General features: G+C 67.1%; 18 protein-coding genes and 1 pseudogene. 5 read left to right on the forward strand and 14 right to left on the reverse strand.

Annotated features, from left to right (window positions below):
- Positions 1 to 10: 10 nt before the first annotated feature.
- From ccoS to ccoN, 8 genes are all read right to left on the reverse strand, one after another.
- A complete protein-coding gene (gene ccoS / locus ACDP63_RS02685; protein ID WP_024843239.1) occupies positions 11 to 169 on the reverse strand; it encodes a cbb3-type cytochrome oxidase assembly protein CcoS in 159 nt (52 codons plus the stop codon).
- A gap of 9 nt (positions 170 to 178) precedes the next feature.
- Positions 179 to 2389: a heavy metal translocating P-type ATPase gene (locus ACDP63_RS02690; protein ID WP_024843240.1), complete on the reverse strand. Its 2211-nt coding sequence runs from the start codon at positions 2387 to 2389 to the stop codon at positions 179 to 181.
- A gap of 1 nt (position 2390) precedes the next feature.
- Positions 2391 to 2855 (reverse strand): FixH family protein, encoded by a 465-nt coding sequence (locus tag ACDP63_RS02695; protein ID WP_024843241.1) that lies wholly within the window; start codon positions 2853 to 2855, stop codon positions 2391 to 2393.
- The gene (gene ccoG, locus ACDP63_RS02700) at positions 2856 to 4313 is read right to left on the reverse strand and encodes a cytochrome c oxidase accessory protein CcoG (protein ID WP_024843242.1); all 1458 of its coding nucleotides are present in this window, start codon (positions 4311 to 4313) and stop codon (positions 2856 to 2858) included.
- Between the two features lie 274 nt (positions 4314 to 4587).
- Positions 4588 to 5634, reverse strand: a complete 1047-nt coding sequence (ccoP, locus tag ACDP63_RS02705; RefSeq protein WP_024843243.1) for a cytochrome-c oxidase, cbb3-type subunit III — start codon at positions 5632 to 5634, stop codon at positions 4588 to 4590.
- Complete coding sequence (locus ACDP63_RS02710) at positions 5634 to 5822, reverse strand: CcoQ/FixQ family Cbb3-type cytochrome c oxidase assembly chaperone (RefSeq protein WP_024843244.1); 189 nt, start codon at positions 5820 to 5822, stop codon at positions 5634 to 5636. Before ACDP63_RS02710 ends, ccoP begins: the two co-directional genes overlap by 1 nt.
- Positions 5823 to 5830: 8 nt before the next feature.
- Positions 5831 to 6556 (reverse strand): cytochrome-c oxidase, cbb3-type subunit II, encoded by a 726-nt coding sequence (gene ccoO / locus ACDP63_RS02715; protein ID WP_024843245.1) that lies wholly within the window; start codon positions 6554 to 6556, stop codon positions 5831 to 5833.
- A 9-nt stretch (positions 6557 to 6565) separates the two neighbouring features.
- Positions 6566 to 8185, reverse strand: coding sequence for a cytochrome-c oxidase, cbb3-type subunit I (ccoN, locus tag ACDP63_RS02720; RefSeq protein ID WP_024843246.1), 1620 nt, complete (start codon positions 8183 to 8185; stop codon positions 6566 to 6568).
- A gap of 251 nt (positions 8186 to 8436) precedes the next feature.
- Here ccoN and ACDP63_RS02725 point away from each other — a divergent pair, with 251 nt between their 5' ends.
- Complete coding sequence (locus tag ACDP63_RS02725; RefSeq protein ID WP_024843247.1) at positions 8437 to 9270, forward strand: universal stress protein; 834 nt, start codon at positions 8437 to 8439, stop codon at positions 9268 to 9270.
- Between the two features lie 67 nt (positions 9271 to 9337).
- Here ACDP63_RS02725 and fnrL read toward each other — a convergent pair whose 3' ends face one another.
- A complete protein-coding gene (gene fnrL / locus ACDP63_RS02730; RefSeq protein ID WP_024843248.1) occupies positions 9338 to 10087 on the reverse strand; it encodes a transcriptional regulator FnrL in 750 nt (249 codons plus the stop codon).
- Between the two features lie 49 nt (positions 10088 to 10136).
- Between fnrL and hemN the strand changes: the two genes are divergently transcribed.
- Entirely contained in the window at positions 10137 to 11492 is a 1356-nt protein-coding gene (hemN, locus tag ACDP63_RS02735; protein WP_024843249.1) for an oxygen-independent coproporphyrinogen III oxidase, read from the forward strand.
- Here hemN and ACDP63_RS02740 read toward each other — a convergent pair.
- The 3 genes from ACDP63_RS02740 to ACDP63_RS02750 all read right to left on the reverse strand — a co-directional run bounded on the left by ACDP63_RS02740 (position 11489) and on the right by ACDP63_RS02750 (position 15658).
- Positions 11489 to 12424 carry a cation diffusion facilitator family transporter gene (locus tag ACDP63_RS02740; RefSeq protein ID WP_024843250.1) on the reverse strand — a complete coding sequence of 312 codons (936 nt, stop codon included), beginning with the start codon at positions 12422 to 12424 and terminating at the stop codon, positions 11489 to 11491. The two genes, hemN and ACDP63_RS02740, sit on opposite strands and share 4 nt — an antisense overlap.
- A 71-nt stretch (positions 12425 to 12495) precedes the next feature.
- Positions 12496 to 15315 (reverse strand): DNA polymerase I, encoded by a 2820-nt coding sequence (gene polA, locus ACDP63_RS02745; RefSeq protein ID WP_024843251.1) that lies wholly within the window; start codon positions 15313 to 15315, stop codon positions 12496 to 12498.
- 154 nt (positions 15316 to 15469) lie between these two features.
- Entirely contained in the window at positions 15470 to 15658 is a 189-nt protein-coding gene (locus tag ACDP63_RS02750) for a zinc-finger domain-containing protein (protein WP_024843252.1), read from the reverse strand.
- A gap of 69 nt (positions 15659 to 15727) precedes the next feature.
- On the opposite strand from ACDP63_RS02750, the gene ACDP63_RS02755 reads away from it, so the two are divergent.
- Positions 15728 to 16687, forward strand: coding sequence for an ABC transporter ATP-binding protein (locus ACDP63_RS02755; protein WP_024843253.1), 960 nt, complete (start codon positions 15728 to 15730; stop codon positions 16685 to 16687).
- On the opposite strand, the gene ACDP63_RS02760 is transcribed toward ACDP63_RS02755, so the two are convergent.
- Both ACDP63_RS02760 and ACDP63_RS02765 read right to left on the reverse strand, forming a co-directional pair.
- A complete protein-coding gene (locus ACDP63_RS02760) occupies positions 16675 to 17049 on the reverse strand; it encodes an HIT domain-containing protein (RefSeq protein WP_024843254.1) in 375 nt (124 codons plus the stop codon). The genes ACDP63_RS02755 and ACDP63_RS02760 overlap by 13 nt on opposite strands.
- Before the next feature lie 10 nt (positions 17050 to 17059).
- Positions 17060 to 18637 (reverse strand): annotated as a pseudogene (locus ACDP63_RS02765) (DUF5928 domain-containing protein).
- 145 nt (positions 18638 to 18782) lie between these two features.
- On the opposite strand from ACDP63_RS02765, the gene ACDP63_RS02770 reads away from it, so the two are divergent.
- Positions 18783 to 19601 (forward strand): sulfotransferase family protein, encoded by an 819-nt coding sequence (locus tag ACDP63_RS02770; RefSeq protein WP_028709875.1) that lies wholly within the window; start codon positions 18783 to 18785, stop codon positions 19599 to 19601.
- 293 nt (positions 19602 to 19894) lie between these two features.
- The gene (gene rpmF, locus ACDP63_RS02775; RefSeq protein ID WP_010392407.1) at positions 19895 to 20101 is read left to right on the forward strand and encodes a 50S ribosomal protein L32; all 207 of its coding nucleotides are present in this window, start codon (positions 19895 to 19897) and stop codon (positions 20099 to 20101) included.
- Positions 20102 to 20103 lie beyond the last annotated feature (2 nt).

The raw sequence follows: 20103 nt of genomic DNA on the forward strand, positions 1-20103 counted from the left end.
GCCGCGGCCGTCAGGGCTTGGGGCGGTCGTCCCATTCGGAGCTGAGGATCCGCTCGGCATCGCCTTTCGGATCGTCGTATTGCCGGCCGCGCAGCGACCAGATGAAGGCCAGAAGGCCAAGCCCGCCAAGGCCCAGGGAAACCGGAATGAGAAGGCCCAGGATTTCCATGCTTCCTCCCTATCGCAGCCGCAGCGCGTTCAACGTCACGCTGATCGAACTCAGCGACATGGCCAGTGCCGCCATCAGCGGCGTGGCAAAGCCGGCGATGGCGACGGGCACCGCGACGATATTGTAGATCAGCGAGATCGCGAAATTCTCCTTGATCCGGGCGCGGGCGCCGCGGGCCAGTTCCAGCGCCTCGGCCACCGGGGCCAGATCGCTGCCCATCAGCACCATGTCCGAGGCTGTGCGTGCCGCATCCAGCGCCGAAGCGGGCGAGATCGAGACATGCGCCTCGGTCAGGGCGGCGGTGTCGTTCAACCCGTCGCCGACCATCAGCGCATGCAGGCCCTCTTGCCGCAGCTGGCGCAGGGCCTCGGCCTTTTCGACGGGCGTGACGCCGGCCCGCCATTCCACGATGCCCAGCCGCTGCGCCAGATCCCGGACCACCGGCGCCGCATCGCCCGAAAGCAGCATCACCCGCCGGCCCGAGGCGAGAATCCGGGCCACGCAGGCCTCGGCCCCCGGCCGCAGCCGGTCCGAAAACTCCAGCCGGATCGGCGCACCCTGCCCCCCCTCATCACCCAGCGACAGCCAGCTTGCCGACAGGGTCGCCTCGCCATGCCGGGCCCCCAGCCAGTCGGCCCGGCCCAGCCGCAACTCGCGCCCCTGCCAGATCCCGGCGATGCCATAGCCCGGCACCTCGCGCAGATCCTGCAATGCGGCAGGTTCGGTGCCGGCCTCGCGCAGCGCCTGGGCCAGCGCCTGCGACAAGGGATGCCCCGATCCCTGCGCCAGCGCCAGCGCCAGGGGCCGCGCCGCAACCGGGATCGGGTCCAGCGAGACCAGTTGCGGCACGCCCATGGTCAGGGTGCCGGTCTTGTCGAAGACCACGGCATCGACCTCGGCCAGGCGCTCCAGCGCGGTGCCGTCCTTGATCAGCATGCCGCGCCGGAACAGCCGCCCCGAGGCAGCCGTGACCACCGCCGGCACCGCCAGGCCCAATGCGCAGGGACAGGTGATGATCAGCACCGCCGCCGCGACGTTCACCGCCAGCCGCAGGTCATGCGTCGCGAAATACCAGCCGAGAAAGCTGCAAAAGGCCAGCAGATGCACCAGCGGCGAATAAAGCCGCGAGGCGCGGTCGGCAAGCCCGGTGTAATGGCCGCGCGCCGATTCCGCCGCCGCGACCAGCGCCGTCAGCCGCGCCAGCGAGCTGTCGCGCCCGGCGGCCGTCACCCGCATGACCAGCGGGCCGGTCAGGTTCACCTCGCCCGCCGAAAGCGCGACGCCCGGACGGGCGGGAACCGGGATGCTTTCTCCGGTCAGCAGCGAGCGGTCGATCTCGCTGCTGCCCTCGGCGATCTCGCCATCGGCGGGGATGCGGGCGCCGGGGCGGATGCGGATCAGGTCGCCGGGGCGCAGCTCGGCCACCGGCACCGGCTCGTCACCCGCAGCAGTGACGCGGAAGGCGCGCGGCACCTCCAGCGCGGTCAGCTCCTCGGCGGCGGAGCGGGCGACGGCGCGGGTGCGATAGTCCAGGTAGCGCCCGATCAGCAGGAAGAAGCACAGCATCACCGCCGCGTCGAAATAGGCGTGATGGCCCGATTGCGCCGTCTCATAGACCGAAATCGCACTGGCCAGGACCAGCGCCAGCGAGATCGGCACGTCCATGCCCAGCCGCCCATGCCTGAGCGCCCGCCAGGCGCTGGCAAAGAAGGGCTGGCCGGCGAAGGCCACGGTCGGCAGGGCGATGGCGCCGGAAATCCAGTGGAACATGTCGCGCGTCGCGGCCTCGGCCCCCGACCAGACCGCAACCGACAGGATCATGATGTTCATCATCGCAAAGCCCGACACGCCGATGCGCATCAGGATGTCGCGGCCCTGGCGGTCGGCGGCGCTGGCCGACAGCGCGGCGGGGTCAAGCTCATGCGCCTCGTAACCGATGCCCTCGACCACCGGGATCAGCTCCTCGGCACTCATGCCGGGCGCGTCCACGGTGACGCGGCGCAGCGTCAGGTTGACCCGCGCATCCCTGACGCCGGGATGGCGGTTCAGCACCCGCTCGACATCGGTGATGCAGGTCGCGCAATGGATCGTCGGCAGGGACAGGACGATGTCCTCCTGCCCGCCCCCACCCGCGGCGATACGCTGCGCCAGCGGCGCCGCGTCGCAGGCCGGACAGGCCGAGAGTCGGGCGTCGTGGTCGTGCAGCGCGGCGTCGGACATCTCAGTTCACCCGGTTGCCGTGGTAATGGTCGATGCGCTGGCGGAAGACCGTGCCGTCCGGCGCGGTCGCGGCCAGATGGATGTTCCAGGTTCCCGGCTCCAGCACCAGCGGCGCGCGGAACAGCCCGCCGGAATAGGTGAACTCGGGCCGCTGGTCGTCGCGCACATGGGTCGGGCGGCCCACCGTCACCTCGAGCCCCTGCACCGGCGCCGGAAGACCCTGCCCGTCCCGGATCGCCAGCACCAGCTCGCGGCCGTCATATTCCGGCGTCACCGTCCAGTTCAGCGCCGCCTGCGCGTCGCGGTCGCGGTCGAAGCTTTGCGAGGCGACATAGCTGTTCTTGACCTCGAGCCCGGGAAAGGTTCCCACGGCCTTGAAAGCCATGAACAGGTTGACGGCGATGATGGTGCCGAAGGCGCCCAGGGTGACGATCAGCACATGGCGGCCGGTCAGTTCGCGGGGCATCTATTCGCTCCTTCCGTGGAAGACGGTGTCGATACGGGACTTCCTCCCATCGGTGGCATCCTCGACCCAAAGCGTCAACTCGCTCTGCGCCGCCTCGGCCAGGGCCGAGCCCTTTTCGGCGGTGATATAGACGCGCTGGGTATGGGTGCTGTCCGCCGCAACATGGAGATCGGCGGCCGGCAGCCCCTCCAGCGTCAGGTCCACGCCCGCCGGCACGGTGCCGTCGGGACCGACGACCGAGACGGTGAAGTCGCGCTCGGCCCCCTGCTTGTTGCGCAGCCGCAGCGCATAGGTGTTGCGGATCGCGCCATCGGCCATGGTGACGTAAAGCGGGTTCCTGACCGGCGTCACGTTCAGGTCGAAGGGCGAGCGCAGGAACAGCGCCACCACCAGCGCGACGCCGATCCCGGCCCAGAGGGTGAAATACAGCATCGTGCGCGGGCGCAGGATATGCTTGAGCACCGGCTTCGGTGTCTCGCCCGCCCGCTCGGCGGCCTCGTCCTTCAGCGCCATGTAGTCGATCAGCCCGCGCGGCTTGCCGATCTTGTCCATCACCTCGTCGCAGGCGTCGATGCACAGCGCGCAGGTGATGCATTCCAGCTGCTGGCCGTCGCGGATGTCGATACCCATGGGGCAGACGTTCACGCAGGCCATGCAGTCAATGCAATCGCCCTTGGCGCCGCCGTCGGATTTCGTCGCCTCGCCCTTGTGCAACTTGCCGCGCGGCTCGCCGCGCCATTCGCGATAGGCGACGGTCAGCGTGTCCTCGTCCATCATCGCGGCCTGGATGCGCGGCCAGGGGCAGGCATAGACGCAGATCTGCTCGCGCGCGAAGCCGCCGAAGACGAAGGTGGTCGCGGTCAGGATGCCCATGGTGATATAGGCGACCGGATGGGCCTGGCCGCGCAGAAGATTGCCCAGGAGCGTCGGCGCATCGGTGAAATAGAAGATCCAGGCGCCGCCGGTCGCCAGCGCGATAAGCAGCCAGATCGTCCATTTCGTCAGCCGCAGCCGCAGCTTGCGCAAGTCCCAGGAAGCGTTCCACAGCCGCAGGCGGGCGTTGCGGTCGCCCTCGACCCAGCGTTCGGTCAGAAGGAAAAGGTCGGTCCAGACCGTCTGCGGGCAGGCATAGCCGCACCAGACCCGCCCCAGGGCCGAGGTGAACAGGAAAAGCCCCAGCCCCGCCATGACCAGAAGGCCGGCGACGAAGTAGAATTCATGCGGCCAGATCTCGATCCAGAAGAAATAGAAGCGGCGGTTGGCCAGGTCGATCAGCACCGCCTGGTCGGGCATGGCCGGACCGCGGTCCCAGCGGATCCAGGGCGTGACGTAATAGATCGCCAGCGTCACCGCCATGATGATCCATTTCAGGTTGCGAAACCAGCCATGGACCCGGCGGGGAAAGATCGGCTCTCGGGCAGCATAAAGGCGTGGCGGGTCGATGTCGGGATGCGACATGATTGGCTCCTGTTGCGCGTGGCTCGGGTATAGAGCCTGGCGGCGGCGACGCATTGATCTGCGTCAAGCGCGGGCTGACCGAGCATAGCGAGACGGGATGCGGGGAACATGGGCCGAATTGTCGCATCCGCATAAGAAAACCGGCCCGGCCGGGCTTGCGCCGGAACCAGGCCCTGCGTTTGATAAGAACACCGGCCCCCCTTGGAAACGCGCGAACAGGACGGGGGGCCGGTGCCACCGGGGCCGGTTTCCCGGCCACGGATCTGAATATCCGTTACTCGCCACCGCCGAGGCTGTGGACATAGGCGGCGACGGCGACAATGTCGGCATCGGACAGGCGCCCGCTCCAGGCCGGCATCACGCCGAAAGGTCCGTCGCGCACGATCCGGGTGATCGTCGCCGGGTCCGAACCATAGAGCCAGACCGCATCGGTCAAGTCCGGCGCGCCCTGCGCGCGGTCGCCGGTGCCGTCCTCGGCATGGCAGGACGAGCAGTTGTCGGCGAACAGCTCCACCCCCTCGGCCGCCAGCGCCGCGTCATGAGGCAGTCCGCCCAGTTCCAGCACGTGATGCACCACCTGGCTGATCTGGGTGTTGTCCAGCAAGTCGTCGGTGCCGAAGCGCGGCATCTCGGAATAGCGGGTATCGCCGTCCTTGGGATCGCGGATGCCATGCATGACGGTGGTGTGGATCTCTTCCAAGGTTCCGCCCCAGAGCCAGTCGTTGTCCAGCAGCGAGGGATAGCCTGCGGCGCCCCCCGCGCCCGAGCCGTGGCATTGCGCGCACCAGGTGCGGAAGATCGCGGCGCCGGCATTGGCAGTATAGTTTGCCAGTTCCGGGTCGGCGGCGATCTCCTCCAGCGGCGTCTCGACCAGCTTGGCCTGGATCGGGGCATTGGCATCGTTGAAACGCTGGATCTCGGCCGCCACGTCGGAGCGGTAGCTTTGGCCCAGAAGGCCGCGGGTCGCACCGTTCACCAGCGGAATGGCGGGATAGGCGATGAAATAGAACACCCCCCAGATGATGGTGGCATAGAAGGTCCACAGCCACCAGCGCGGCAGCGGGTTGTCATATTCCTCGATCCCATCCCAGCTGTGCCCGGTCGAGGGCACTTCGACCACCCTGCGCCCGCCCTTGCGGTCGCGCACGACGCGGGTGGCGCCCGGCCGAGGCGTGACCGGAGGATGCAGCGGCCCCTCGGGGCCCTCGGGCGGATGGGCCAGGATCTCGGCCTTGTGGGCCTTGTCGGCGGCCTGGCGTTCCAGCTCGATCCGATTGTCGGGATTTTGCGGGCTGGTGTGCTCGTCGTCGCTATCGGCCATCACTCGACCTCCTTCTCGCCCGCCGCTGCGGGTGTCGTCTCGTTGCGGAAGATGCTTTCGGCCGCATCGCGATGCAGCGGGCGCGAGCCCGGCCTGAGGGCGAAGACGATCGTCCCCAGGAAGAACAGCACCAGCAGCAGCAGAACCCAGCTGTCGGCCAGTTCGCGCAGGAAGGAATACCTGTCCATGGCCGGCCTCAGCGGTTCGGATCGGGTTCGAAGGTCGAGAAATCGACCATCGTGCCCAAGACCTGGAGATAGGCGATCAGGGCGTCCATCTCGGACACGCCGGGACGGCGGTCGAAATTGCGCTGCTGCGCCCCCGGATAGCGTTCCTCCAGCCCCGAGGCATCGGCATCGGGGTCGGCCTGGGCGGCGAAATCGCTGACCGCCGCGGCGATCATCTCGTCGTCATAGGGCACGCCGACCAGCGCGTCGGTCTTCAGCCGCTGCGCCATGTTCGAGGGGTCGATCTGGCGATCCAGCAGGAAGCCGTATTTCGGCATGATCGATTCCGGCACCACCTTCTGCGGGTTCACCAGGTGGTCGATATGCCATTCGTCCGAATAGCGGCCGCCGACGCGGGCCAGGTCCGGCCCGGTCCGCTTGGAGCCCCATTGGAACGGATGGTCGTACATCGATTCGGCCGCCAGGCTGTAATGGCCGTAACGCTCGACCTCGTCGCGCATCGGGCGGATCATCTGGCTGTGGCAGACATAGCAGCCCTCGCGGACATAGATGTCGCGGCCCTTCAGCTCCAGCGGCGTATAGGGCCGCATGCCCTGCACCTTCTCGATGGTGTTCTGCAGGTAGAACAGCGGCGCGATCTCGACGATGCCGCCGATGGTCACGACAAGGAAGGAAAAGACCAGCAGCAGCGTGGCGTTCTTTTCCAGAACCTTGTGCTTTTCAAGAATGGCCATGATCCGTCCTCACTCTGCCGGGACCGCGACCGTGGTCGCATGGGTCTTGGGTTGCTTGGCGACGGTAGCCCACAGGTTGTAGCACATGATCAGCGCCCCGATCAGGTAAAGCACGCCGCCGGATGCCCGCACCACGTTCATCGGGAATTTCGCGGCCACCGTGTCGGCGAAGGCGTTGACCAGGAAGCCCTGGGCGTCGACCTCGCGCCACATCAGCCCCTCCATGATGCCCGAGACCCACATCGAGGCCGCGTAGAGCACCAGCCCGATGGTGGCGAGCCAGAAATGCCAGCTGACCAGGCCCGTCGAGTAAAGCCGCTCACGCCCCCAAAGACGCGGCACCAGATAGTAGAGCGCGCCAAAGGTGATCATGCCGTTCCAGCCGAGCGCGCCGGAATGCACGTGGCCGATGGTCCAGTCGGTGTAATGGCTCAGCGAGTTCACCGCCTTGATCGACATCATCGGCCCTTCGAAGGTCGCCATGCCGTAGAAGCCGACGGCCACCACCATCATGCGGATCACCGGGTCGGTGCGCAGCTTGTCCCAGGCGCCCGACAGCGTCATCAGCCCGTTGATCATGCCGCCCCAGCTGGGCATCCACAGGATGATCGAGAACACCATGCCCAGCGTCGAGGCCCAGTCGGGCAGCGCGGTATAGTGCAGGTGGTGCGGACCGGCCCAGATATAGAGGAAGATCAGCGCCCAGAAGTGGATGATGGACAGCTTGTAGCTGTAGACCGGGCGTTCGGCCTGCTTGGGAATGAAGTAATACATCATGCCCAGGAAGCCCGCCGTCAGGAAGAAGCCCACCGCGTTGTGGCCGTACCACCATTGCGTCATCGCGTCCTGCACGCCCGAGAAGAGCTGCACCGACTTCGAGCCGAAGGGACTGACCGGGATCGCCAGGTTGTTGACGATGTGAAGCATGGCGATGGTGACGATGAAGGACAGGTAGAACCAGTTCGCCACATAGATATGCGGTTCTTTCCGCTTCAGGATCGTGCCCAGGAACACGGCCAGGTAGACGACCCAGACCACGGTCAGCCACCAGTCCACATACCATTCGGGTTCCGCGTATTCCTTGGACTGGGTGGCACCCAGGATATAGCCGGTCGCGGCCAATACGATGAACAGCTGGTAGCCCCAGAACACGAACCAGGCGGCATTGCCACCCCAGAGCCGCGCCGCCGAGGTACGCTGCACCACGTAGAACGAGGTGGCGATCAGCGCGTTGCCGCCGAAGGCGAAGATCACCGCCGAGGTATGCAGCGGCCTGAGCTTGCCGAAATTGGTATAGCCCACGGTAAGGTCGCTGAGATTCAGCGCCGGGAAGGCCAGCTGAAAGGCGATGATCACCCCGACCAGGAAGCCGACCACGCCCCACAGCGCGGTGGCGATCACGCCGGCCCGGACCACGTCGTCCATGTATTGCGTTTCGGGATGCGGCTCGAGCGAGGGTTGCTCGTTGCCCATCTGGCGCAGCACCCGCAGAAACATGATGCCCGCCGCCAGCATGACGATCAGGGCATTCACGAGATAGGCGGGATCATCGGGTCGCGCGTAATTGGCGCCGATCGCGGCCAATACCGCGATCGTGCCAAGCGCGATCAGCTTGATGGTGTCCAACATTAAGTTCGTGTCCTTCATCCTGCGCCGAAGGCGGCCGATTCGCATCGCATGCGACGGGCCGCGGCTTCGACAGCTTTCCTCTTAACGTCACACGGTTTCGTGAGACTTTGATCTGCGTCAATCTGTCCGTTCTGGATAGGTGTAAAATTCCCAAATATCCGGACAGGATGTCGCAGCCGGCCGCCGTCAGCGATTGCGATCCCGCCGGATGCAGGTGAAACTCGCCGCCGAACCCCGAAAGGAGAGGGCCCATGGGCTACAAGACCATCCTGACCGTTCTGACCGATGCCAATCAGCACAAGCAGCTGGATTCGGCCATTGCCATGACCCGGCGCGAGGATGCGCATCTCGACGTGTTCTGCATGGGTGTGGATCACACCCAGAGCGGCTATTACTATGCAGGCGCGTCGGCCTATGTGTTCCAGGAATCCATCGACAAGGCCGTGGCCGCGGCCGGCGAGCTTGAAGAAAGGGTCCGCGACCGGCTCGACCCCGAGGACATCCGCTGGTCCGTCGATTCCGCGGTGGCGCAGGTCGGCGGGCTTTCGACGCTGGTCGGCATGCGCGCGCGCTATTCCGACCTCGTGGTGCTGAACCGCCCCTATGGCGAGGGCGCGCCCGCCGATGCCGAGGCCGTGACCGAAGCGGCGCTGTTCGAGGGCGCGGCCCCGGTGCTGATCGTGCCCGAGGCGCTGAAGGAACCCTTCGGCCGGAAGGTCATGATCGCCTGGAACCAGTCCAACGAGGCCCTGGCCGCCGTGCGCCGCGCCCTGCCGCTGCTGATCGCCGCCGACAGCGTCGAGATCACGGTGATCGACCCTTCGCCCAGCGGCCCCGAGCGATCGGATCCCGGCGGGGCGCTGTGCCAGATGCTGACGCGCCACGGCGTCAGGGCGGAAATCGCGGTCCTGGCCCGCACCCAGCCCCTGGTCAGCGACATCCTGAACCGCCGCGCCACCGAGATCGGCGCCGACATGCTGGTGATGGGCGCCTACGGCCATTCCCGCTTCCGCGAGGCGATCCTGGGCGGCGCGACCCGCAACATGCTGGAAAAGGCGCAGCTGCCGGTGCTGATGGCCCGTTGACCGGCCCGGCCGATGCCCCGGATCCTCTCCGGGGCACAACCCTCGGGGACACGGCCGCGGGCGCCCCCTAGCTCAGCGGCCCACCGTCCGAATCGTCGCCGCTTTCCGTGACCAGCCGCACGAAGGAGGGCACGATCACCCGGCGCTTGCCGTCCAGTTCGATCACGCCTTCGCGCTTCAACGCGCTCATCTGCCGGCTCACGGTCTCCAGCGTCAGGCCCAGGTAATCCGCCATCGCCTCGCGCGTCAGCGGCAGTTCGATGGCGATGCGGCCTTCGGGCCGGCGCTTGATCAGCGCGGCCTCGCGCCGGGCCAGGATCACCAGAAGCGAGGCGATCTTCTCGCGCGCCGACTTGCGGCCCAGCAGCAGCAGCCAGTCGCGGGCGGCGTCCAGTTCGTCCAGCGTCATCTCCAGCAGCCGGCTGGCGATGCGGGGATTGTCGATCAGCAGCTTTTCAAAGGGCTTGCGCCGGAAACAGCACAGCATCAGGTCGCTGGTCGCGGTGACGGTATAGGCCGCCATCTCGCGCCCTGGACGGCCCAGGAAGTCGCTGGGCAACAGCAGGCCGACCATCTGCGTGCGCCCGTCCTCGAGCTGCTGGGTCAGCCCGGCCATGCCGGCGATCACCGAGGCCACGAAATCCAAGCGGTCGCCGGCCCAGACCACGACCTGCCCCGCCTCGTAGCGGCGATAGAATTTCATGCCCTCCAGCTCGGCCAGCTCGTCGCCTTCGCAATGCGCGCAGACGGCCCGATACCGGATGGGGCAGATTTCGCAGGGCTGCTGCGTCGCACAGAGGGCGGCGTCATGTGGCATTTGATTTGGGTCAAGGTTCCGGCGCGTGTTCACGGCTAGGTATAGCAACATGGAACAACAATCGCAACTTGAGCGGCTGGGACTGTTTGACGCGCGCGTGCCGCGTTATACCAGCTATCCGACCGCGCCGCATTTCACCCCCGCCGTGGGCGAGCCGCTCTTCCGCGACTGGATCGCGGCGATCCCCGCCGGCGCCGCAATCTCGCTCTACATGCATGTGCCGTTCTGCCGGCGGCTGTGCTGGTTCTGCGCCTGCCGCACCCAGGGCACGCAATCCGACGAGCCGGTGCGCGCCTATGCCAAGGCATTGCTGGCGGAGCTCGACATGCTGAAATCCGCGCTGGCCCCCGGCGTCCGGTTGTCGCGCCTGCATTGGGGCGGCGGCACGCCCACGCTGATGCCGGCCGAGATGATGCGGCTGGTCGCCGGCGCGGTGCTGAACACCTTCCCGCTGGCCGAGGGCGTCGAGTTCTCGGTCGAGATCGACCCGAACGAGATCGACGAGGCCCGCATGGACGCCCTGGCCGAGGCCGGGCTGACCCGCGCCTCGATCGGGGTGCAGGATTTCGACCCCGAGATCCAGAAGGTCATCGGCCGCGAGCAGAGCTTCGAGGTGACGAAACGCGCCGTGGACATGATCCGCGACCGCGGCATCGCCAGCCTGAACGCCGACATCCTTTACGGGCTGCCGCATCAGGATCCGCACCGCATCGCCGAATCGGTGCAGAAGCTGCTGGCGCTGTCGCCCGACCGGGTGGCGCTTTACGGCTATGCGCATGTGCCCTGGATGGCCAAGCGGCAGGTGATGATCCCGTCCGAGGCCCTGCCCGATCCCCATGGCCGGCTGCGGCTGTTCGAGACGGCGCGCGCGCTGTTCCTGGCCGACGGCTATGACGAGATCGGCATCGACCATTTCGCCCGCCCTGGCGACGGGCTCGCCCGCGCGCAAAAGGCCGGGCTGCTGCGCCGCAACTTCCAGGGCTATACCGACGACCGGGCCGAGGTGCTGGTGGGGCTGGGCGCCTCGTCCATCTCGCGCTTCCCGCAGGGCTATGCGCAGAACGCCCCGGCCACCGGCGCGCATCTGGCCAGGATCCGCGACGGGCGCTTCTCGACCACGCGCGGCCATGCCTTCACGCCCGAGGACCGCTGGCGCTCGCGCATGATCGAGGCGCTGATGTGCGATTTCGAGATCCGGGCCGAGGAATTCATCCGCGACCACGGCTTCGACGCCGAAGGCCTGGCCCAGGTCTTCGCCCCCGTCGCCGCGCATTTCGGCGAGATGGTCGAGGCCGATGCCGCGGGCCTGCGCATCACGCCCAAGGGCCGGCCGCTGACCCGGATGATCGCGCGCATGTTCGACGGCTACGACATGGCGGCCTCGGGCCATTCCGCCGCGATCTAATGCGGATGATGGCCCTGGCCGTCATCCCGGTCGCCGCAGGGCTCGCCCTCGCGCTCGGTCTCGATGGTGGCATGGCCGATGCCGAAGTCGCGCCGCAGCAGCGCCTTGACCCGGCGCACCGCCTTGGCCGGATCGGCCCCCTTGCGCAGCACCAGATGCGCCGATAGCGCGTTGCGCCGCTCGTCGATCTGCCACAGGTGCAGGTGATGGGCACCCGCCACGCCCTCGACCCCGGCCATGGCACGGACCAGCGCCGCGTGATCCACGCCGGCCGGCGCGGCCAGCATCAGCATGCGCATCACCGGCCCGATCTCCTGCCCGATATGCCACAGGATCACCGCAGAAATCAGCAATGTCAGGATCGGGTCGGCGATCTGCCAGCCGAAGGCCCAGATCAGCGCGCCCCCCAGGATCACCGCGACCGAGACCGCGGCATCGGCCAGGTTGTGCAGGAAGGCCGCGCGGATATTCACGCTCTCCTTCGCGGCCCGCCAGACCAGCGCCGCGGTCAGCGCATCCACGACCAGCGCGAAAGCCGCCAGCGCCATGACCAGCCCGCCCGCGACCTGCGGCGGATCGACCAGCCGCCCCAGCGCCTCGATCCCCAGCCAGACCGAGATGGCGATCAGCGCGATGTAGTTGACGAAGGCCGCGACGATCTCGGCGCGGCCCCAGCCATAGCTCATCTCGGGGCTGGCGGGACGCCGCGCCAGGCGCCGGGCGCCAAAGGCCAGCACCAGGGACAGCGCATCGGAAAGGTTATGCACCCCGTCCGCGATCAGCGCCGTGGAATCGGCGATATAGCCGCCCAGGATCTGCGCACCGGTCAGCGCCAGGTTGATCACCACCGCGATCAGGATGGTGCCATCGCCCACCCCGCCCGGCAGGTGCGCATGCCCCTGCCTGCCGTCATGCGCATGCGAATGGCCCATCCCGTTCCCTCGCCGGCTTCTTCGTTCCCCAAATACCCATGCGGCCGCGCAATCCACGCGACCGGCGGCCCTCAATGCGCCTCGGCCCAGTTCAGCCCCTGCCCGGCATCGACGATCAGCGGCACGTCCAGCCGGACCGCGGGATCGGCCGCGCCCTGCATGACGCCGCGCGCCGCCTCGATCAGCTCGGCCACCGCGCCCTCCTCGACCTCGAAGACCAGCTCGTCATGCACCTGCAGCAGCATCCTGGCCGGCAGATGCGCGATGGCCTGCGGCATACGGATCATGGCGCGGCGGATGATGTCGGCGGCCGCACCCTGGATCGGCGCGTTGATCGCCGCGCGCCGCGCCCCGCCCGCCGCCGGTCCCGACTGGTTGATGCCCGGCGTCATGATCCGCCGGCCGAACAGCGTGCGCACGAAACCGTCCTGCTTCGCCTCGGCGACGGTGCGGTCCATATAGGCGCGGATCTCGGGGAAACGCTCGAAATAGGTGTCGATGAAGCTCTGCGCCTCGGCGCGTGGAATGCGCAGATTGCGCGCCAGGCCAAAGCCCGAGATGCCGTAGATCACCCCGAAATTGATCGCCTTGGCGCGGCGGCGGATCATCGGGTCCATGCCCTCGACCGGCACGCCGAACATCTGGCTGGCGGTCATGGCATGGATGTCGATGCCGTCGCGGAAAGCCTGTTTCAGCGCCGGGATCTGCGCCACATGCGCCAGGATCCGCAGCTCGATCTGGCTGTAGTCGAGGCTCACCAGCCGCATCCCCGGCCCGGCGACGAAAGCCTCGCGGATGCGCCGCCCCTCCTCGGTCCGCACGGGGATGTTCTGCAGGTTCGGATCGGTCGAGGCCAGCCGCCCGGTCTGCGCCCCGGCGATGGAATAGCTGGTGTGCACGCGCCCGGTCTCGGGGTTCACATGCAGGGGCAGCGCATCGGTATAGGTCGATTTCAGCTTCGAGATCGCCCGCCAGTCCAGCACCCGCGCCGGCAGCTCATGCCCCTCGGCGGCCAGATCCTCCAGCACCTCGGCGCCGGTGGAGAAGGCGCCGGTCTTGCCCTGCTTGCCACCGGCCAGGCCCATGCGCTGGAACAGGATCTCGCCCAGCTGCTTGGGGCTGCCGACGTTGAAGGGACCGCCGGCGAGTTCGTGGATCTCGGCCTCCAGCCCCGCCATCTTCTGGGCAAAGGCGTTGGACATGCGCTTCAGATGCTCGGAATCGATACGGATGCCGGCCATCTCCATATCGGCCAGAACCGCGATCATCGGCCGCTCCAGCCGCTCATAGGCGGTGGTCACATGGTTCGGCGCCAGCTTGGGGCGCAAATGATGCCAGAGCCGCCAGGTCACCTCGGCATCCTCGGCGGCATATTCGCTGGCCTTGTCGATCGCCACCTGCGAGAAATTGATCTGCGCCTTGCCCGAGCCGATCAGATCCTTGATCGGCAGGCAGCGATGGCCCAGATACAGGTCCGCCAACTCGTCCATGCCATGGTTATGCGCCCCCGCGTTCAGCGCATAGGACAGCAGCATGGTGTCGTCCAAAGGCGCCATGCGGATGCCGTGGCGGGCCAGCACCTTCCAGTCATACTTGATGTTCTGGCCGATCTTCAGCACCGAAGGATCCTCCAGCACCGGCTTCAGCATCGCCACCGCCCGGTCCAGGTCCATCTGCCCCTCGGCCCGCGCACCCGAGCCGAAGAGGTCGGCGGCGCCATCGACATGGCCCAGCGGCAGATAGGCCGCCCGCCCCGGCCCGGTGCAAAGCGAGACCCCGACCAGCTCGGCCTGCATCTCGTCCAGCCCGGTGGTCTCGGTGTCGATGGCGACCACGCCCTTTTCGGCGATCTCGGCCAGCCATTCGGCCAGCATGACCTCGTCGCGGATGGTGACGTAAAGGCTGCGGTCGATGGCCGGCAGTTCGACGGCCGGCGCGGCCGCGGCACCGGCGACGGCGGCCGGCACCGGCGCCGCCTCGGCCATGGTCGGCGCCTCGGCGCCGAAACGCTCGGCCACGCGCTTGGTCAGGGTGCGCAGCTCCATCCGGGCCAGGAAGTCCAGCAGCGCCTCGGGATCGGGCTCGCGGATCTCCAGGCTCTCCAGGCTGAAATCCAGCGCCATCCCGCAATCCAGCTCGACCAGCCGCTTCGAGATGCGGATCTGCTCGGCATGGTCGATCAGGGTCTGGCGGCGCTTGGGCTGCCGGATCTCCTCCGCCCGCGCCAGCAGGCTTTCCAGATCGCCATATTCCTCGATCAGCTGCGCGGCGGTCTTGATGCCGATCCCCGGCGCGCCCGGCACGTTGTCGACGGAATCGCCGGCCAGGGCCTGCACGTCCACCACCCGCTCGGGACCGACGCCGAATTTCTCGCGCACCTCCTCGGGGCCGATGGGCTTGCCCTTGATCGGGTCCATCATCTCGACCCCGCCGCCGACCAGCTGCATCAGGTCCTTGTCGCTGCTGATGATCGTCACCCGCCCGCCGGCATCCCGCGCCTGGCAGGCCAGCGTGGCGATGATGTCGTCGGCCTCGAAGCCCTCGGTCTCGATGCAGGCGATGTTGAAGGCGCGCGTCGCCTCGCGGGTCAGCGGGAATTGCGGTCGCAGATCTTCGGGCGGCTCGGGCCGGTTGGCCTTGTAGAGCGGATAGATGTCGTTGCGGAATGTCCGCGCCGAATGATCGAAGATCACCGCCGCATGGGTCGGCTGGTCCGAGCCCTTGCCGTCCTGCAGATACTTCCACACCATGTTGCAAAAGCCGGCCACCGCGCCGATGGGCAGCCCGTCCGAGCGACGGGTCAGCGGCGGCAGCGCGTGATAGGCGCGAAAGATGAAGGCCGAGCCGTCGATCAGATGCAGGTGATGGCCCTTGCCGAATCCGTCCGTCATCTGCGCCTCATCCTTCTGCCAGCGTCCAAGGCCCCTTACTGCCACGAAGCGCCGACCGGGCCAAGACCGCCCCCGCCTTCACTGTTTCACAAATACCCCCGCCGGAGGCGCGGCAACCGCGCCGCCCCCCGAACCAGGCCGCCATGGCGCGCGATCAGTGATCCTCGTGCGCGTGCTCGCGGTCGATGACGAAGCGCTTGTCGCAATAGCCGCATTCGACCCAGCCGGTATCGCGCGGAATGGCCAGCCAGACGCGCGGATGGCCCAGCCCCCGCTTCTCGTCGCCGTCGCAGGCGACCTTCCAGGAGGTGACGGTCTGGATCTCGGGGGCCGGAATGGTCATGGCGGTTCCTTGAGCTCTGACGACAAACGGGGTTAAACCGGCGGCGATCATAATGAACGCGAAGAGCCGATGCCAGCCCCCGAGCAAAGCCCGAACGCCATCGAAATCAGCGGCCTGACCAAGACCTATGCCGCCGCGGGCAAGGCGCCCCCGAAACAGGCGCTGAAGGGGCTGGACCTCGCCATCCCCGCCGGCTCGATCTTCGGCCTGCTCGGACCCAACGGCGCGGGCAAGTCCACCACGATCAACATCCTGGCCGGGCTGGTGCGCAAGACCGCCGGTCAGGTGACGATCTGGGGCTTCGACCAGGATGTGAACCCGCGCCAGTCCCGCGCCGCCATCGGCGTCATGCCTCAGGAACTCAACATCGACCCCTTCCTGACGCCCCGCGCCAGCCTCGAGGTGCAGGCGGGGCTCTACGGTGTGCCCCGCCGCGAACGCTGGACCGACGAGCTTCTGGAACTGGTCGGGCTGACGGATCAGGCGGAAAGCTATTCGCGCCACCTCTCGGGCGGCATGAAGCGGCGGCTGCTGCTGGCCAAGGCGCTGGTGCACCGGCCGCAGATCCTGGTGCTGGACGAACCGACGGCGGGCGTCGACATCCAGCTGCGCGAGATGCTGTGGCGCAACGTGCGGCGGCTGAACGACCAGGGCATGACCATCATCCTGACCACGCATTACCTGCAAGAGGCCGAGGAGATGTGCGACCGCATCGCCATCATCGACCACGGCCAACTGATCCTGTGCGAGGATACCGCCGCCCTGCTCGGCCGGGCCGATTCCAAGACGCTGGTCGTCGATACCGGCCCGGCCCGCACCCTGCCCGCCCTGCCCGAAGGCGTGCGGGCCGAGCGGCGCGGCGACGGCCGGCTCGCGCTCAGCTATGCGCCCTCGCGCATCCCCACCGACGGGCTGATCGACGCGCTGCGCGCCGCGGGCCTGCCGATCCGCGACGTGGCGGTCGAAGCGCCGGACCTCGAGGATGTCTTCGTCCAGCTGACCTCGCGCCCGGCGTCTCAGCCCGGCTGAACCATGCGCCCCATCGGCCGGCCGCCCAGGATGTGCATGTGGAAATGCGGCACCTCCTGCACGCCGTCCGGCCCGGCATTGGTGATGGCGCGGAAACCCTGGCCGCCGTCCAGCGCCACACCCAGATCGCGGGTGACTTTCGCCACGGCGCGGTGGAAATCCACGATCTCGGCATCCGAGGCATTGGCGGCGAAATCGTCGTAGCTGATATAGGCGCCCTTGGGGATCGCCAGCACATGCACCGGCGCCTGCGGCCGGATGTCGCGAAAGACCAGCGTATGCTCGGTCTCCAGCACCGTGTCGTTGGGTATCTCGCCGCGCAGGATGCGGGCGAAGATGTTGCTGTCGTCATAGGCGGGCATGGCTCTCTCCTCAGTCGCTGAACAGGTGGTCGGTCCCGGCAAGCGCCAGCGCGGCCTCGGCGGGCAAGTCCAGGAAACGCGCCAGTTGCACGGCATTCTCCGCGGCCGGCCGCCAGGGCGCGATGGAATGGAAGCCGGGAAAATCCATGTCGCGCAACCGCTCGGCCTCGTGTTCCAGGTCGGCGCGCACCATGGGCAGCAGCCGTTCGATCACCTCGGGGGCGGTTTCGCTCCCGGCCAGTCCCACGCGGGCGATATGGCCGCGCAGGTAATCGTCGTCGAATTCGGAATCCACCAGCAGGATGCGGGTATCGGCCTTGTCCGAGGTCAGATCCTGGATCAGATACAGCGCCGAGGGGTCCAGGCACAAGACCAGCCGGTTCGATTCGAAATGCTGGAACAGCAGCCGGATCAGCGCGCGCCGGTGGCGGTCGCGCTTTTCCACCGTGGTCTCGACCCCGCCCAGATCGGGCAGATGCGCCTCGGGCTCGTTGAAGACGTAATCCACCGCCGGAATCGGCGTATGCGCCCGGATCGCCGCGGTCAGCCGCTTGGCGACATGCCATTTCTTGGCCACCACCAGCAGCAGCGTATTGTCACGGCCCAGGCTGCCCTCGGCCTCCCAGAACCGCTGGCCGAAGCGCCGCCCGGCCCGGCCCCGCCCGGTCAGGAAGTGAAAGAGGCCGGTCGCCTCGTTCGAGATCGGGAAATGCACGCCCTTCGCCGCCCAAAGCGCGCCCAGCCGCTCGCGCAGGCGGATCGCCTCGGGGCTGATCTTGCGGGCGAACAGGTAGTTCTGGCCCATGAGCAGGTCGTAATGGTCGTTGTAGAAGGTCACCGGCATGCCGTAATCGGTGAAGATCAGGTAGGTCAGCGTGCGGGTGCGGATCTCCTTCCTGGGCACGACATGGGGCACGACGGTCTGGAAGAAGGTCTCGTCCGGGATCCAGGTGGTCGAGAAAAAGCGCATGACCTCCGGCCGGCTGGCGCAGAAATCCAGCACCTTCTCGACGGTCAGGCGGCGCAGGCACCACCATTGCGACCCGATCATGACCTGGATGTCGGCCGGCACCCTGCGCCTCAGGCCGAATCGCTTCTGCAGGTCGTAGCTGGCATAGAACAGCCATTTCTGCCTGCGCTCGTTGAATCAGTGGCGATAGATCAGCCGCTCTTCCTTGAAACCGGTCTTGATCCAGTCCGATTCGAAGAAATCGAAGCTCTCGATATAGTCGCAATCCTCTGCGTCCAGCAGGCCATGGGCGTATTCGGCCGACTTGATCGGCATGCAATCGCCCGAGAGCATGTAAAAATGCGTGGCCCGCGGAAAGGCGGCGACGGCGGCGCGCACTACCTCCAGCGTGGCGCCGACCAGCGACCATTCGCCCCAGCCGCATTTCCAGCGCCGCTGCGCGAAGGCGACCGAAGGGTTGTCGGCCAGCGCCGCCCGGATCAGCGCGTAATCGCGTGAATCGGCCCGGCCGTCGAAATGGATCGCCACGTAATCGCCCGAGGCGGTCAGCCGGCGGGCCTGCGCCACCACGCTCTCGGGATCCTTGTGGCACAGCAGAATAAAGGCGATACGCGCCATCTCGTTACCCATCCGGCCCGCCTTGCGCGGGCAATGCTCACACTGGTTGAATCTCTGCCGGCGATTTGCATTGTGTCCTTACCGATTTTGGCCGAAGGGGCAAGCCGCCGCGGCCGGCACGGTTCTTGTGAAGGGAAAGAGAGTTATGGGTTTTCCAGGAACGTGGATGACGGAAAGCGAAAGCATGGTCTATCGCGTCGTCCCGAAATGCGCCTGCTCCTCGATCGGGCAGATCATGTTCTACTCCGACCACGGCCGCTATTTCGACGGCGACATCCACGACGCCACCAGCGGGCTGCACAAGTGGAACCAGCCCGACAGCCAGCCGCTGATCGAGGCGAACGTCACGGCCCACAAGGCGCTGACCTTCACCTGCGTGCGCAACCCCTACGCACGCATCCTGTCCTCGTTCTTCGACAAGATCGCGGGGATCCAGCGGAACGGCAAGCGCTACCGCGGCAACCTGGTGCCCGAGCTGATGCAACGCTACGGCGTCGATGTCGGCAGCCCCGAGAACGGCTTCGAGTTCGACCAGATCGCCAGCTTCCGCCGTTTCCTGCTGTTTGCGCGCGACACCATCCGCTGGCGCCGGCCGATGGAGCCGGACATCCACTGGTCGGCCATGTCAGGCCATATCTCGACCTTCATCGTGAACGGCGGCCGCTACGACCAGATCTTCTTCACCGAGAAATTCAACCAGGGCATGCAGAAGGTGCTGGACGCCGCGCCGACCCCGGTCAGGCTCGACGTGAACGACGTGCCCAAGTTCAACGAATCCGAGGGGCACGGCCCCAAGCGCGCCCACAAGGTCAGCGCCTATTTCGACGACCTGTCGCGCCACCTGGTCTGGGAAATCTACAAGAAGGACTTCCAGCTCTTCAAATACGACTTCGACGACCCCGACAACAAGCTGCCGAAGAACGAGATCGACCTGGACGAGATCCACGCCAAGCTCGGCCGCTGAACCTGCCGGGCCCTCCCGGCGCCCGGCTTCTTTCTTGCCCAAATATCCCCGCCGGAGGCAGCGGCGCGCATGCGCCGCTTCTCTTGCAGATTTCCCTTGCGCAATGCGGAAATCCCGCTATTTTGCCGCCTTCATTCGACCGGCGGGGGAATCCCGGACCGCGGCCCCCGCTTTGCGAGCAGTTTTCGTGACTTGCGGCCAACGCTCCAGTGGCCTATGCCCGCCCCAGATACGAAACACCGAATCCGGGGCCGCCCAGCCGGGTTGCCCCCCGAACCACTTGAGGTTGAGACATGGCCGTCCCTCAGAACCGAGTTACCCGCTCCCGCCGCAACATGCGCCGTTCGCATGATGCGCTCGTCGCCGGCAACCCGAACGAATGCCCCAACTGCGGCGAGCTGAAGCGCCCGCATCACGTCTGCCCGTCCTGCGGCCACTACGCCGACCGCGAAGTCGTGGCGCAGGCCAATGAGGTCGACCTGGACGAAGACGCGGCCTGAGC

Origin of the sequence: Paracoccus sp. P2 (assembly GCF_046335115.1) — a bacterium.
GTDB classification, from domain to species: Bacteria; Pseudomonadota; Alphaproteobacteria; order Rhodobacterales; family Rhodobacteraceae; genus Paracoccus; species Paracoccus pantotrophus.